The organism is Desulfatiferula olefinivorans (assembly GCF_054657895.1).
The window spans coordinates 16265-30066 of record NZ_BAAHXV010000046.1 but is presented as its reverse complement, the minus strand read 5'-3'; the positions used below and the strand labels follow the sequence as shown (position 1 = coordinate 30066).

Annotated in this window: 14 protein-coding genes; 5 read left to right on the top strand and 9 right to left on the bottom strand. The window is 59.4% G+C overall.

What is annotated here, in order from left to right:
• Positions 1-75 precede the first annotated feature (75 nt).
• From ACYQ11_RS19970 to ACYQ11_RS19960, 3 genes are all read left to right on the top strand, one after another.
• Positions 76-378, top strand: coding sequence for a PIN domain-containing protein (locus ACYQ11_RS19970; protein WP_459925590.1), 303 nt, complete (start codon positions 76-78; stop codon positions 376-378).
• Positions 379-673: 295 nt separating this feature from the next.
• Complete coding sequence (locus ACYQ11_RS19965; protein WP_459925589.1) at positions 674-1465, top strand: IclR family transcriptional regulator; 792 nt, start codon at positions 674-676, stop codon at positions 1463-1465.
• The gene (locus tag ACYQ11_RS19960) at positions 1462-2307 is read left to right on the top strand and encodes a sulfite exporter TauE/SafE family protein (protein WP_459925588.1); all 846 of its coding nucleotides are present in this window, start codon (positions 1462-1464) and stop codon (positions 2305-2307) included. Before ACYQ11_RS19965 ends, ACYQ11_RS19960 begins: the two co-directional genes overlap by 4 nt.
• A 10-nt stretch (positions 2308-2317) precedes the next feature.
• On the opposite strand, the gene ACYQ11_RS19955 is transcribed toward ACYQ11_RS19960, so the two are convergent.
• The gene (locus tag ACYQ11_RS19955) at positions 2318-2839 is read right to left on the bottom strand and encodes an adenine phosphoribosyltransferase (RefSeq protein WP_459925587.1); all 522 of its coding nucleotides are present in this window, start codon (positions 2837-2839) and stop codon (positions 2318-2320) included.
• Between the two features lie 6 nt (positions 2840-2845).
• Positions 2846-3592 carry an S-methyl-5'-thioadenosine phosphorylase gene (gene mtnP / locus ACYQ11_RS19950; protein ID WP_459925586.1) on the bottom strand — a complete coding sequence of 249 codons (747 nt, stop codon included), beginning with the start codon at positions 3590-3592 and terminating at the stop codon, positions 2846-2848.
• A 203-nt stretch (positions 3593-3795) separates the two neighbouring features.
• On the opposite strand from mtnP, the gene mtnA reads away from it, so the two are divergent.
• Together mtnA and ahbB are read left to right on the top strand one after the other, a co-directional pair.
• Complete coding sequence (mtnA, locus tag ACYQ11_RS19945; protein WP_459925585.1) at positions 3796-4902, top strand: S-methyl-5-thioribose-1-phosphate isomerase; 1107 nt, start codon at positions 3796-3798, stop codon at positions 4900-4902.
• Between the two features lie 25 nt (positions 4903-4927).
• Positions 4928-5401 carry a siroheme decarboxylase subunit beta gene (gene ahbB / locus ACYQ11_RS19940; protein ID WP_459925584.1) on the top strand — a complete coding sequence of 158 codons (474 nt, stop codon included), beginning with the start codon at positions 4928-4930 and terminating at the stop codon, positions 5399-5401.
• Positions 5402-5411: 10 nt separating this feature from the next.
• Here ahbB and ACYQ11_RS19935 read toward each other — a convergent pair whose 3' ends face one another.
• The 7 genes from ACYQ11_RS19935 to ACYQ11_RS19905 all read right to left on the bottom strand — a co-directional run bounded on the left by ACYQ11_RS19935 (position 5412) and on the right by ACYQ11_RS19905 (position 13801).
• Positions 5412-6914 carry a lipopolysaccharide biosynthesis protein gene (locus ACYQ11_RS19935; protein WP_459925583.1) on the bottom strand — a complete coding sequence of 501 codons (1503 nt, stop codon included), beginning with the start codon at positions 6912-6914 and terminating at the stop codon, positions 5412-5414.
• A 235-nt stretch (positions 6915-7149) separates the two neighbouring features.
• Positions 7150-7428 (bottom strand): hypothetical protein, encoded by a 279-nt coding sequence (locus ACYQ11_RS19930; RefSeq protein WP_459925582.1) that lies wholly within the window; start codon positions 7426-7428, stop codon positions 7150-7152.
• Between the two features lie 348 nt (positions 7429-7776).
• The gene (gene glpX, locus ACYQ11_RS19925; protein ID WP_459925581.1) at positions 7777-8724 is read right to left on the bottom strand and encodes a class II fructose-bisphosphatase; all 948 of its coding nucleotides are present in this window, start codon (positions 8722-8724) and stop codon (positions 7777-7779) included.
• 256 nt (positions 8725-8980) lie between these two features.
• Positions 8981-11575, bottom strand: coding sequence for a FapA family protein (locus ACYQ11_RS19920; RefSeq protein WP_459925580.1), 2595 nt, complete (start codon positions 11573-11575; stop codon positions 8981-8983).
• Between the two features lie 177 nt (positions 11576-11752).
• The gene (locus tag ACYQ11_RS19915; protein WP_459925579.1) at positions 11753-12049 is read right to left on the bottom strand and encodes a Smr/MutS family protein; all 297 of its coding nucleotides are present in this window, start codon (positions 12047-12049) and stop codon (positions 11753-11755) included.
• Positions 12042-12764, bottom strand: a complete 723-nt coding sequence (locus ACYQ11_RS19910; RefSeq protein ID WP_459925578.1) for a response regulator transcription factor — start codon at positions 12762-12764, stop codon at positions 12042-12044. Before ACYQ11_RS19910 ends, ACYQ11_RS19915 begins: the two co-directional genes overlap by 8 nt.
• A gap of 2 nt (positions 12765-12766) precedes the next feature.
• Positions 12767-13801: a sensor histidine kinase gene (locus tag ACYQ11_RS19905; RefSeq protein WP_459925577.1), complete on the bottom strand. Its 1035-nt coding sequence runs from the start codon at positions 13799-13801 to the stop codon at positions 12767-12769.
• Position 13802: the final 1 nt, after the last annotated feature.

Sequence of the window (13802 nt, the reverse complement as noted above, 5' to 3'; positions counted from 1 at the left end):
AGCGCAGCGAACGGGTGGTTAATAAATCTGTAGCTTTTCTCAAGGGGAAAGCCCCTCACCTTAGAGCCGTATCAGATCGGCATATCATCACTATCCGTCACTGAACTTCGATACGGGGTTGCGAAAAGTACTCAAAAAACTGAAAACGCAAAGCGTTTGAATGAGTTTTTAATGCCGTTTGAAATGTTGCCCTATGATTCGGAAGCGGCTTGTGCGTATGGCGATATTCGATCTCAACTTGAACAAACGGGTCAAACGATCGGTCCCCTTGATTTGCTTATCGGGGCCCATGCCCTCAGTCGCGATCTGATCATCATTACCAATAACACAAAAGAATTCAGCAGGATTGAAGGTCTGGCCGTTGAAAATTGGGCCTAAATCGATCCCGTGACCGAAAGGGCCCATCCGCATCATGGGCGCGGTGATCCGGAATGGAAACGGTATGAGGGTTCCGGGTGTCAAGGCCGTCAATCCCCCCCCGGGGCGTGAATCGAACTTGGTGTTTGACATGGCCCGGGGGATGTAATAGTCATGGAAGACGTGTGCATGGAAGGTGGTGTGGGATGCCTGCCGGATTGATCATGCGCGTGGGGACGGTCCGGTGGAAACATCGCCATGGGGGGCAGGCCTTTATGAACCGTTTGTCCCGTGCGTCCAAGCGAAGATAAATGTCATGTCCATTCAGTCGGTAAAGCGTGCCATCACGATTCTGACCCTGTTCACCCCGGAGACGCCCCGTCTGGGCATCACCGATATCAGTCGGCAGATGAATCTGCCCAAACCCACCATTCACGGCCTGGTCCAGACCCTGATCGAACAGGATTTTCTGATTCAGGACAAAGAAACCCGCAAATATTCATTGGGCCTGCGCATCCATGAACTTGGGACCATTTTGTCCGGCACCCTCAAAATCAATCAGGTGGGGGGATCGGTGGGCCAGCGTCTGGCCCGGGATACGGGGCTGATGGTCCGTCTGGGTACCTGGGACCGGGACTTTGTCCTGATCACCCTGAATCTGTTTCCCACGGTGGACGATTCCTTTCTGTTCCGGCAGCTTGGCCTGGGGCCCCGGGTTCCGGCCTACTGCACCGGCGTGGGCAAGGCCATCCTGTCCACCTTCACGCCCCAGGCCCTCGACGCCTTTTTTCAGAGAATCTGTATGACCGGCTACACGGCCCGGACCCTCACCGACCCGGCTGCCCTCGAAGCTGAACTCGAAGAGGCCCGGGCCAGGGGATACGCCCGGGAATCGGAAGAATACCTGCACGGCCTGTCCTGCATCGCGGCTCCGGTTTTCGACGCCGCGGGTCGGGCCACCTGCGCCGTCAGCCTGTCGGGCGGGCCCGGCCTGCCGGACCGTCACGATCTTTCCGAGCCGGCCGATCGCCTGCGTCAGGCCGCCGCCGAGATCTCCCTGAACATGGGCTGCCCCGCCGCGCTCCTTATGGGCATGAGGAAGCCATGACCTATTCGACCAAAAGCACGCTCTGGATCGTCAGTGTCCTGGTGTTTTTTGTTCTGGCGACCCGGGTTGCGGGTCTGACCGGCGGCCCGGTTCTGATGATTTTCGGTCTGTGCTTCGCCTGCGAGCTGATCGACAGCGGTCTGGGCATGGGGTACGGCACCATATTGACTCCCGCCCTGATGTTTATGGGTTACGGGCCCTCGGACATCGTGCCGACCATATTGATGTCCGAACTGCTCAGCGGCTTCACGGCGGCATTTTTTCACAATGAGATCAAGAACGTGGATCTGGTTGTCGGGGGACGGGACATGGGTCCGGCCTTCATTCTCGCCGGGGGCAGTGTGGTCGGGGTGGCGGTCGGGGTCTGTCTGGCGCTTGCCCTGCCTCAGAACCTGCTGCGCATGGCCATTGGCTGCATCATTCTGACGTCCGGTCTGTTCGTGATCCTTTTGTCCCATCAGATCATCGCGTACCGGAACTGGAAAATGGTGGTTCTGTCGAGCCTCGCCTCGTTCAACAAGGCAGTCAGCGGCGGGGGCTACGGGCCGCTGGTCACCTGCGGCCAGATCCTTTCCGGGGTTCCGGGAAAATCCGCCGTGGGGATCACGTCCTTTGCCGAGGCCTTTACCTGCCTGGTGGCCGCCGGGTTTTTTCTGGCCCGGGGCGGCTATGTGAACCTGCCGCTGTTTGTTCCCATGTGTGCCGGTGCCTTGATTTCCGTGCCGTTTTCCGTCTTCGCCATCAAAAAAGCCTCCGAGGACCAGTTGAAACTCGTCATCGGAGGCCTGACCCTTGCCATGGGAGCCCTGACGATTTTCAAGGCCCTGCAGCTTTACGGATAACCGCGGTCGATCAGTCGCCGTCAAATTCACAGAGGGTGAAGATCTTCTGGTCGGGGATGCGATCCCGGCCCTTGAGATCGGGCAGCTCGACGATGAAGGCGCATTCCACGATGTCTCCCCCCAGGCGCTTGACCAGCTTGACGGCCGCTTCGATGGTGCCGCCGGTGGCGATCAGGTCGTCGACGATCACCACCCGCTCGCCGGTGCTGACGGCGTCTTTGTGCATCTCAACGGTATCGGTGCCGTATTCCAGTGAATAGGCTTCGGCGATGGTGGTGTGGGGCAGCTTGCCCTTTTTGCGCACCGGCACGAATCCGACCTTGAGCAGATAGGCCAGGACCCCCCCGAACACGAAGCCCCGGGCGTCGATGCCCACCACCTTGTCGATGTTCATGTCCTTGTATCGGTTGTAAAAGGCGTCGCAGGCGGCGGTGTAGGACGCAGGCTCCTGCATCAGGGTGGTCAGGTCACGGAAGATCACGCCCTTGATGGGCCAGTCGGGGATGGAACGGATGCTGTCTGCAAAATTCATAAAGCCTCACTTGATTTTCGATATGGTGTTGATGAGAATTTCTTTGACCCGATGGGCATTTTGGTGGAAGACCTCGAGGATTTCGTCCCAGGACACCGGCGCCTCGTCGGTTTTCCAGCAGTCGTAATCGGTGGACATGGCCACGGCGGCGTAGGGGATTTTCGCTTCGTTGGCCAGCATGGCCTCGGGGGCCGTGGACATGTTGATCACGTCGGCGCCCCAGATGCGGAACATGTTGGATTCGGCCCGGGTGGAAAACCGGGGGCCTTCGATGGTGACGACTGTGCCCCGGGGATGGACGGTCACGCCCAGTTCGACGGCCGTGTCGTAAAGATGCTGCCGGAGCGTTTCGTCGAAGGGCTCGGCCATGCCCGTGTGTTCGGCCCCGTTTTGAAAGCAGGTGAAAAAGGTGTTGTTCCTGAATCGCGTGAAATCGATGAACTGGTCGAGGATCACCATGTGGCCCCGGTCGATTTCCCGGCGGAGACTGCCGCAGGCCGTGGTGGCCAGGATATGGGTGACCCCCTGTTCTTTCATGGCGTGGATGTTGGCCCGGTTGTTCACCTGGGTGGGGCTGAACTGGTGTTTTCTTCCGTGGCGGGCCAGGATCACCACCTCGGTGCCGTGGATCCGGCCCAGGGTCAGGGGAGAGGACGGGCTGCCGTAGGGGGTGTCTGCCGTGATTTCTTCGGGACAATCCAGAATGTCCGGGTCGTCCAGGCCCGATCCGCCGATGATGCCGACTTTTACCATGGAAACTCCTTCGAAGTGAAACCGGGTCTCCGACGATCCGATTCCCGGGTGTACATTTTTTGGTTTGTCTGATAAAACACGGCCTGAATGGTTGCCGTTAAGACGGCCGGCCATGTTTTATCCTGCTGAAAATGCTCACAAAGGCTTATACGTGAATCTTTGGGGCTTGACAATATTTTTTGACGAGATGAGGAAAACGGACGATGAAGGTCAATGGAACGGATATGAGGCCCATCTGGGTGAGCCCCGACGACGGGGCGGTGGTTCAGGTCATCGATCAGCGAAAGCTGCCCCACGCCTTTGAAGTGCTGGATCTTTGCACGGTGGATCAGACCATCTTCGCCATCCGGGAGATGGTGGTCCGGGGCGCGCCTCTGATCGGCGCCACCGGCGCCTACGGGGTCTATCTGGCGACGATAAACGAAGCCGACGGCGGGCTTTCGGCTCTTGAACGTGAATGTGATCGCCTCCGGGCGGCCCGTCCCACGGCGGTGAATCTGGCCTGGGCCGTGGACACGGTGCTTGAGATGCTAAGGAAGGAGCCCGACCCGGCCGAACGGATCCGGCTGGCCCGGAAGGCCGCCGACCGCATCACCGACGACGAGGCCGACAACTGCCGGAAGATCGGTGAGTACGGGGTGACCCTCATCGAGGAGATCGCCCGCAGGAAACAGGGCGGCCCCGTCAACATCCTCACCCATTGCAACGCCGGTTGGCTGGCCTGCGTGGATTTCGGCACGGCCACGGCCCCCATGTACGAGGCCCATAACCGGGGCATCGACATCCACGTCTGGGTCGACGAGACCCGTCCCCTCAACCAGGGATCCCGGCTGACGGCCTGGGAGTTGGGCAAACACGGCATCGCCCACACCGTGATCACCGATAACGCCGGCGGCCATCTGATGCAGCACGGCCTGGTGGATCTGGTGATCACGGGCACGGACCGCACCACCTACACCGGCGACGTGGCCAACAAGATCGGCACTTACCTCAAGGCTCTGGCCGCAAGGGACAACGGCATTCCGTTTTATGTGGCCCTGCCGTCGTCGACCTTTGACTGGACCCTTCAAAACGGTATCGCCGACATTCCCATCGAACTCAGAAACCCCGACGAGGTCCGCTTTGTTCAGGGTCTGTATCAGGGCGCCATTGTCGAGGTGCTGGTGCCCCCCGAGACCTCGCCTGCGGCCAATTACGCCTTTGACGTGACCCCGGCCCGGCTGGTGACGGGGTTCATCACCGAGCGGGGAATCTGTGCGGCCTCGGAAGCCGGGGTCAAAAGCCTCTTTCCGGAAAAAATCAACGGGTGATCCCGGATGCCAAGGAGCTATACACATGCTTTCAACACTTGAAAAAAAAGTGATCGCCGCGATCCAGGGAGATATTCCCGTTTCGGAAAACCCCTACCTCGAGCTGGCCGAAACGGTGGGGGTTTCCGTCGATGAATTTTTGACCGTCCTCAAGGGGCTGGCCGACCGGGGGGTGATCCGGCGGTTCGGAGCCACCCTGCGGCATCAGAAATCCGGCTTCACGGCCAACGCCATGGTGGCCTGGCAGGTGGACGAGGATAAGGTCCAGACCGTGGGAGAGACCATGGCCGCCTTTTCCGAAGTGTCCCACTGCTACCGAAGGGATCCGGCGCCGGACTGGCCCTACAACGTCTACACCATGGTGCACGCCACCAGTGAAGACGATTGCCTGGACACGGCCCGCCGGATTTCCGAGGCCACCGGGGTGTCGGTCTATTCGGTTCTTTTCAGCCGGAAGGAATTGAAGAAGACGTCGATGAAATACTTCACCGACCTCTGACGCGCCGCCCTTATCGGCCAAGGCGGATCAGGCGGCGCAGGGGGATCTTTTCATAGATCAGGACGAAGACGACGAAGGCGGAAATCAGAAAATTGCCGACGACCAGCCGGAAGACGGCCCCGCCGTGAACCCGGGTGAAAAGGCCGTGAATGAAAAGGGCGACGAGAAAATAGATCCCAAGCCGTTTGAGGGAATAGGCCACCGGAAAGATCCGTCGGCCGACCTCGTAAGACAGCGCCACCATCACGATGTAGCAGGCCAGTTTGGTCCAGGCGGCGGCCCCGTAACCGAAGCGGGGAACCAAAGCGAGGTTGAACACGAGGGTGACCGCCGCGCCCGCCAGGGCGATCAGCGCGCCTTGAAGGGTCTGATCGCTGAGTTTGTACCAGATCGACAGATTGTAGTAGATGCCCAGAAACAGATTGGCCATGAGCAAAATGGGCACGATGAACAGCCCCTCGTGGTAGCGTGACCCTTCCCGGCCCACCAGGTATTTGAACAGATCCAGATTCATGTCCACGAAAAGAAAAAGCAGAAGCCCGAAAATCACGAAGTACAGCATCACGTCCGCATAGGTTTTTTTTGCGTCGTCTTTTGCGGCCTGGAGAAAGAAAAAGGGCTCGGCGGCGTACTTGAAGGCCTGGGTAATCAGGACCATGAAGACCGCGAGCTTGGCGTTTGCCCCGTAAATGCCCAGAAGGATATCGTTTTCTGCCGGGTCATGGGGCAGGAGGTGCTTGAGCAGGGTCCGGTCCAGGTTGTCGTTGATCATGCCCGCGAAGCCTACCACCACCAGGGGGGAGGCATAGGCCAGCATGCGCCGGATCAGCCCAAGATCCAGGGCCAAACGGATCCGGGACAGCTCGCCGCTCAGAAGCAGCAGCGTGACGGCGCTGGCGATGATGTTGGAAATGAAAATGTAACCGATGCCCGTGGCCGGGGAGTAGACCGCATCGATCAGAGGATGAAGGGCCGTAAACCGGTCTGAGCCGAGCAGTCGGGGGCAGAGGACCAGAAAGAACAGGTTGAAGCCCACGTTGATCAGGATGCCTGCGATGCGGATCAGGGCGAAGGCGGCCGGACGCTGACGGTGGCGCAGTGCCGCGAAGGAGGTGACAGCCAGGGTATCCAGCGCCAGGATGCTCATCATCCAGATGATGTATTCCGGATGGCCCCGGTACCCCATGACAGAGCACAGAGCATCCCGCCCCAGAAAAAGGGCCAGGGAGAACAAGGCCGTGGATGCGGCCAGGGACAGGGTGACGGTGCTGAACACCTTTTCGGGGTCATCCTCCCTGCTGACAAACCGGAAGTAGGCCGTTTCCATGCCGTAGGTGTAAAGGATGTTCAAAAAGGTGAAGTAGGCATAGATGTTGGTGTAAATACCGTACTCGCCTTCGGTGAAGGTCCGGACATAAAGCGGCACCAGAAGAAAATTCAGGACCCGTCCCACGATGCTGCTCAGACCGTAAACCATGGTCTGCCCCGCGAGTTTTCGAATCTGTCCGCCCATGCTCCGGTTTCCTTGTGTCGTGATGGATGTTTCTGTCGGCATTTTCCCGGATCGCCCGGCCACGCGCATTCATGTGTAATGTAAAAAAAAGGTGGGGTAAAGGAAAAAGACTCAGCCCGCTCCCGTACTGAGTTTCAAATAAGGATTCGGGGGATGGAAGAAAAAAAGGCCGGCGCCAGTGTGGCGACCGGCCTTTGTGGGACCTGCACAGGTCGGGGTTGATTCGCAGGCGCGTTTACTCTTCGTCGGTGTCGGCTTCCTCGTCGGCGTCCATGGTTTCCCCGTCGGGCTCAACGGCCTCGCCCTCGTCGTCCATGCTTTCCTCGTCCGAATAGTAGCTTTCCTCGGCGTTGTCCTCTTCGAGGTACAGATCGGTTTCCGGTGAGGCGTCTTCCTCGGTCACGACCGTGTCATCCGACGCGTCCATGTCGTTCGCCCGGCCCCTTTCGACCGAGAAAAGACCCATGGCAACCACAAGCATCAGTACTATAATACTCCACTTCAATCGTTTCATTTCAGGTTTCCTTTTCAATCATGTGAATGTCAGACAGCCGGTTTGAACGCGTAAAAAAAGCTCCGGCAGGGAATGGACGCGGATGGGTGTCTTTCGCCGCAGGCCGTCACAGGGCCGGTGAGGGGCTCGGTGAACATGGGCGGTGAGGCGGCAAGTCCCAGGGCGTCCCGGGGGTCCCAAACGGCGGTTCGTTACCCCCGGCGCGAAGCCTGATTCCGGGATAGGCCTTGAAATCAATGACGATCTATCATGCTTCCCGATTGTTTGTCAAATCCGATTTATCGGGCGAGGCATGGCGATTTTTCAGCATGAAAACCGCCATGTCCGGCCTTCGATTCCGGCGTCTTTTCAGATGGCGTGGTGGGACTCGATGAACCGGATGGTCCGTGTCTTGCCGTTCATCACCAGCGAGTGGGACGTGGCGCCCCGGGCATGGAATTTCACCCGCCTCAGAAAGGTGCCGCCGGAGATACCGGTGGCGGCGAAGAACACGTCGGGGCTGCGGACCAGATGCTCGACGGTGAACACACTGTCAAGATCGGCGCCGTGGCGGAGGAGCGCCTCTTTTTCCGCCTCACCCTGGGGATCCAGGCGGGCGTACATCTGACCGCCCAGTGCCCTTATGGCGCAGGCGGACAGCACGCCTTCGGGGGTGCCGCCGGTGCCCATCATCACATCCACCTCGGACCTGGGGTTGACCACCATCAGGGATCCGGCCACATCGCCGTCGGTGTGGAGCTGGATGCAGGCCCCGGTTTTGCGGATGTCCCGGATCAGGTCTTTGTGTCGGGGTTTGTCGAGGACGAAGACCACCAGTTCATCGGGACTCTTGCCCAGAGCCCGGGCGACGGCAAAGATCGTGTCGGCCACGGGGGCGTCTATGTCCACCACGTTCCGGGCCGCTTCGGGCACCACGATTTTTTTCATGTAGTAACTGGGGCCGGGGTCGTACATGGACCCGGCCGGTGCCGCGCCGACCACGGCAATGGCGTTGGGCCGTCCCAGGGCCAGAAGGTTGGTGCCCTCCACCGGATCGATGGCCAGATCCAGGGCCAGCCCCTGGCCGTTGCCGACCTTTTCCCCGTTGTACAGCATGGGCGCCTGGTCTTTTTCACCTTCGCCGATGATGACGGTGCCGTTGATGTCGATGTCTGCAAAGGCGGCCCGCATGGCCGACACCGCGGCGCCGTCGCCTTCCTCCTTGAGCCCCCGTCCCAGAAACTTGGCGGCCGAAAGGGCGGCCGCCTCGGTGACCCTCACCAGATTGAGGGCCAGATTCCTGTATAAATGATCCATGCGCGTTATCTCCCGTCAGCAGGTTTCGTGTTCGGTATCGATGACATGGTCAGCTTGTGTATCATGATTGACGGCTTCGTAAAAAGTCCGATTTCTACGTTGCGCTTCATCCCTCGTCACTGCGGCGTACCTAAGTACGCCTCATTCCTCGGGATTCGCGACGCCTTGAACTCGAACTTTTTTCTTTGCCGGCCTTTGATGACTTTTACAAGTTCATCATGATTCGTTATGGAAGAAAACGGGAATGCCGGCTGCTTCAGGACAGTTTCATTTCCCAGCCTTCGGGGGCGTCCTTGGATGCCGCTTCGTGGAGACGGACGTGGCGGGTGGTTTCCTTGAACACTTTCGTGCAGTGCGGGCCGGAGACGGCGGTGCCGGCAAACACGGGGCCGGTGGTTTTCAGGTAGGCCGTCCCCCGGATACTTCGGGCCCATGCGATTTTGTCTTTTTTCTGCTGCTTCAGTTCCTCGATGCGTGAAAGGCACTGATCAATGCGTTCCTGGCAGGCGTCACGGGCCGCCACCAGTTTGTCCTGTTCATCAAAATGCCGGTTGATGGCCTCGTCGGCCTCCCGGGCCTTGTGATCCAGCTCCGCGATGCGGGCCTCGACGGCATCGACATTCTCGGGGGTGCCGGTGGCCCCCAAGGTTTCCAGCCGGGCGCGGAGGGTTTTCTGTTCCAGCTGGGCCCGGTCCTGGACGTGGGCCAGGGCCGTGATCTGCCGGTGGCTTTCCTTTTCCTGTTCGCCAAATTCCGCCAGGGTTTTTTCCATGTCGGCCAGCTTTTCCCCGTAGGCCTCGATATCCTCGTCGATGACGCCGATTTCCCGGGTGATGTGATCGTCCACGCCGATGCGGAGCTTGCAGGGGTGCGACATTTCGGTGCCGACCTCCTTGGCCGTGATGCCCAGTTTCGACGAAATCTCCGAAGAGATGATTTTTCCCCGTTCCACCAGGCAGGCCCCGCTGTTTTCGATGCGGCAGTCGATGATTTCCTTGTCCGCCTCGACGTTGCCGTAGGCGTGGATGATGCTTTTGTGGATGAATTTGGCCTGGATGTTGCCCACCACGTGGAGGGTCGAATTGGATATGCCGTCGTGGACCGTCAGGTCGCCGCCGGCGAAGATGGTCGCGCCGATGACCTCTCTGGCCGTGACGGTGGCCCCCTTGACGATGAAATCTTCCAGAACGGCGCCCTTGATGATGACGTTGCCTTCAAATTCCACATGGCCGGTTTCGAAGCCCACGTCTCCGGGAATGGTCAGCTCGGACAGCACCTGGATCCGGTCCCCGAAGTTCAGTTTGGGCTGGCCGCTGACGGCGGCGTAGATCCGGGTTTTGTCGTCGGACTGCCGGGTCCCCGTGTCGCATCGCAGTATCATCTCCGGAACCTTTTCGACCAGAAGATCGCGGCCGTAAATGTCCCGACCGGATTTCCCCTGGACCGACGGGGTGATTTCGGCCAAAAGGGTGCCCTCTTCCACATAGGGGATTTCCCCGCGGTTTTTGAAGTCGATGTTGCCCGACTCCGTGATGGACCCGATTTTCAGATAATCCGTGTCAAAGTGATAGCGGATCTTTCCCTGGATGCCGGGGCGGGGCGCGATGCCCTCGGCGACGGTGAAGGGTTTCTCCCGGAAGATTTTGGAGTTCAGAAAGCCCCGGATCAGGGAATCTTCGACAATGCCGTAGACAATCCCCTCCTCGATCAGAACATCCCGGATATCCTGGATACTCGCCGCATGGGGGTCCACACCGTCGGGCACCTTCAGCGTGGCGGTCAGGCCTTCGTCGTCGATGATCAGTTCGAGCCCTTTGATGGGGATGATCCGACCTGTGTCACCGGGGGGCATATCGGAGGACACCGCCCGGGGCGGAGCGTCCGGCGGGGAAACAGGCGGGGCGGCCGGCGGTTCGGGGGCCGGCGGGGTCGTGTCGGCGGTCTCTGCGGCCGGAGGGATTGTTTCATCGTCATCCCCAGGAGGGGCGATGGACGGCTCGGTGTGGGGCGCAGCCGTCGGTGAAACGGGTTCCGGTGCGTGAGCTGCGGTGTGGCGGTCAGGCGCGGGGTCAGGCCTGGCCGGTTCGGGTGAGGGTTCAGGTGGCAGCGGGGCCGCGGTCTCAGGCTGTACGGCAGGCTGTGGCCGTTCGGCGGCTTTTGGGGGCTCGGCGTCCTGTGCCGGGACGGCTTCGGTACGGGCCGACGGCCTTGGCGCAGACGACGACGGCGTCGCCGTCATGGGAGGTGTTGTCCGGGCAGGGGCCGTATCGGGTCGGGGTTTCCGGGCCGTGCCGTTTATCGGGCCGTCGAGAATTTTCCGGCACTGGTCGGCCGTCAGGTCGCCGGATGCGACGAGCATGTCGCTGAGCAGGGTCACCTGACGGGTTTCTCCGAAGAGCCGGGCCTGGCGGGCCAGGGCTTCTCTGGCCGTACTCCGGCTGATGAAGCCAAAGGCCACGGCATCATCGGCGAACCGTTTTTCAGCCAGGCGCAGGTCCCAGTTCCGGCGGATGTCCTTGATCAGCCCAAGGCGCTCGGCGGAGACGCCGCCGCGGCTCACAAGCAGGCTTTCAAAGGTCTTGGGCGTGCTTTTCAGAGCCTGTACGGCATAGTCGGTCATGACGGCCTTGAGGGCCTCTTCCCCGATGAATCCGTAGTTGAGGGCGATTTTGCACAGCAGCAGGCCCTCATCCTGGGTACTGGAAGACCGGACCCTCGTCTCCTCCGCGGTAAACGACCGCCTGCAGCGGGGGCAGGTGACGGGTCTGCCGATAAACGAGCGGGGGACCCGGTACAGTGACTTGCAGTACACACAGGCAGCGACGATTTTCTGGGACTGGGGATCCGTCACGACAAAACTCCTCAACCGGAGAATCAGGGACCGTCAGGCGATTTATTGGGATCACATGCCACGCGAACGAAATAACATTGTAAAATGTGTTGCTTAGACGTTAACAGATTGGCCGGTGCTTGTCAAACGTTCCGCAGCCGGGCTCCAGGGTAAACGGCGGTTTTCGAGCGGGGTCTGTCACCGGGGCAGCAGCACGGCGCAGGTGGCCCCCCAGTTGCCCATGTCGCCGTCTTTAAAGGAAAGGACATGGGGATGGGCCGTGAGGATGCCCCGGACCCGGTCTTTTTGAATGCCCTTGCCTTTTCCGTGGATCAGGCGGATAGACAAAATGCCTTTCTCCCGGCAGGCCTCGATGTATTCGCCGATCAGATCGGGAATGTCGGCGGGGCGGAACGGATGCAGGTCCAGGGTTCCGGTGATGGGAATGTCAACGGGCGCCAGGGAATCAACGTCAACGTCGTCGGGGTCAGTCATGATCGAACAGGTATCCCACCGAGCGGCGGCTTTTGAAATACACGGGTTTTTTGGGATTGTCCTCGAAGTATTTCCGGAATCGGACCAGAAAGTTGTCCACGGTCCGGGTGGTCATGTTCCGGGTGTAGCCCCACCCTATTTCAAGGAGCTTCTGCCGGGACAGGGCCTTGCCCCGGTTGGCCACGAACAGTTTCAGGAGCTTGATCTCCTGCTCGGTGAGCTGGATCCGGCCGGCTTTGCAGACGGCCGTGGACTCGACAAAATCGATTTCGTTGTCGCCGAAGCGGTAGATCCGGTCCATGGGCCCGATTTTTTCCGCGCCGGACAGATCGGGGCTTTCATACAGGGAAATGCGGGTGAGCAGGCGTTCGATCCGGAGCAGGAATTCCTCCAGATCGAAGGGCTTGGCCAGATAATCGTCGACCCCGTGTTTCAGACCTTCGATGCGGTCCGCCTGGGTGCTTCGGGCCGAGAGAATCAGAATCGGGATTTTCTGATCTTCGAGCCGGATGTTCTGCAGCACGGAAATCCCGTCGATGCGGGGAAGCATGATGTCCAGAACGATCAGGTCCGGCCGCCACGCCTTCCATTGGTCGAGGGCGTCGACGCCGTCTCTTGCCACCCGGGTGTCGTAGCCCTGGAGGGCCAGGTTGAGCTTCAGGCCGTCGGCGATATGCTCTTCGTCTTCCACGATCAGAATACGTTTTTTTTCCATAATCATGCCCGTTTCAATGTTTTAATCACGGAAAAGATCGGCAGGGTCAGGATGAATTCGCTGCCCTTGCCCGGTCCCGGACTTTTCACGCCGATGTCTCCGCCGTGGATTCCGGCGATGATGCCGACCAGATAAAGACCCAGCCCGCTGCCCTTGGATGAGGTGCTTCCTGAACTTTCCACCTGATAGAACTTCCGGAAGATTTTTTTCAGCTCTTTTTTGTCAATGCCGATGCCGTTGTCCCTGAAACCGATCGACAGCCGGTTCAGTCGTGCGGAGAGGGTGATGTCCACAACGCATCGGTCGCAGTGGTTGTATTTCACGGCATTGGTCAGGATGTTGGTCAGAAGCATCTCGAACAGCTGGGTGTCCAGCGGCAGGGTGAGGGGCTTTTTCAACTGGTTCGAAAGGCGGATGGTGCAGGTGGGAAACAGATGGCCGCTTGTTTTCAGAAAATTTTCGATGAAGGCCGCCGGGTCGGTGGGGGTGAACTCCCCTTCGTATTCGTGGCTTTCCAGCCGGGCCAGGTTCAGGATGCTGTTGATGTTTCCCGAAAGCCGCCCCACGTCCGACAGCATGTAGCGCAGGTACTTGTGCTGGTCCTCCTTTGAAAGGTCATGCTTGAGGAAGGTTTCCAGGTAGAGTTTCAGGGATGTGACCGGGGTTTTCAGTTCATGGGTGAAATTGTTGATGAAGTTCTGCTGGTAATTGTACAGGTGAAGCACCTTCTGGTAGTAAACGAAACTCATGAAGATGCCCGCCAGGATCACTCCGCCGATCAGGGTGAAAATGATGATCACCACCCAGGTCCGGGACTGGAAGATCAGAAGCGGGTTGAAATTCAGGCGGTCGATGAACTCCTCGAGCCCGCTTTTGACCTCGATGTACCAGAAAATGCATAAAAACAGCGTCAGGCCCAGGGCCGCCATGGAAAACACGAACAGCACCGTGGGATGGGGCAGCCACTTGTAACGGTTCGACATGATATCCGTCAGGCTGAACGTGTCCTTGATTTTGAACCGCTGGATCAGGGTCATA

Excerpts from the sequence above, each read along its gene's own strand:
- ACYQ11_RS19965 (WP_459925589.1), top strand. The coding sequence starts at position 674 with ATGTCCATTCAGTCGGTAAAGCGTGCCATCACGATTCTGACCCTGTTC.
- ACYQ11_RS19960 (WP_459925588.1), top strand. The coding sequence starts at position 1,462 with ATGACCTATTCGACCAAAAGCACGCTCTGGATCGTCAGTGTCCTGGTG.
- ACYQ11_RS19955 (WP_459925587.1), bottom strand. The coding sequence starts at position 2,839 with ATGAATTTTGCAGACAGCATCCGTTCCATCCCCGACTGGCCCATCAAG.
- mtnP (WP_459925586.1), bottom strand. The coding sequence starts at position 3,592 with ATGGTAAAAGTCGGCATCATCGGCGGATCGGGCCTGGACGACCCGGAC.
- mtnA (WP_459925585.1), top strand. The coding sequence starts at position 3,796 with ATGAAGGTCAATGGAACGGATATGAGGCCCATCTGGGTGAGCCCCGAC.
- ahbB (WP_459925584.1), top strand. The coding sequence starts at position 4,928 with ATGCTTTCAACACTTGAAAAAAAAGTGATCGCCGCGATCCAGGGAGAT.
- ACYQ11_RS19935 (WP_459925583.1), bottom strand. The coding sequence starts at position 6,914 with ATGGGCGGACAGATTCGAAAACTCGCGGGGCAGACCATGGTTTACGGT.
- ACYQ11_RS19930 (WP_459925582.1), bottom strand. The coding sequence starts at position 7,428 with ATGAAACGATTGAAGTGGAGTATTATAGTACTGATGCTTGTGGTTGCC.
- glpX (WP_459925581.1), bottom strand. The coding sequence starts at position 8,724 with ATGGATCATTTATACAGGAATCTGGCCCTCAATCTGGTGAGGGTCACC.
- ACYQ11_RS19915 (WP_459925579.1), bottom strand. The coding sequence starts at position 12,049 with ATGACTGACCCCGACGACGTTGACGTTGATTCCCTGGCGCCCGTTGAC.
- ACYQ11_RS19910 (WP_459925578.1), bottom strand. The coding sequence starts at position 12,764 with ATGGAAAAAAAACGTATTCTGATCGTGGAAGACGAAGAGCATATCGCC.
- ACYQ11_RS19905 (WP_459925577.1), bottom strand. The coding sequence starts at position 13,801 with ATGACCCTGATCCAGCGGTTCAAAATCAAGGACACGTTCAGCCTGACG.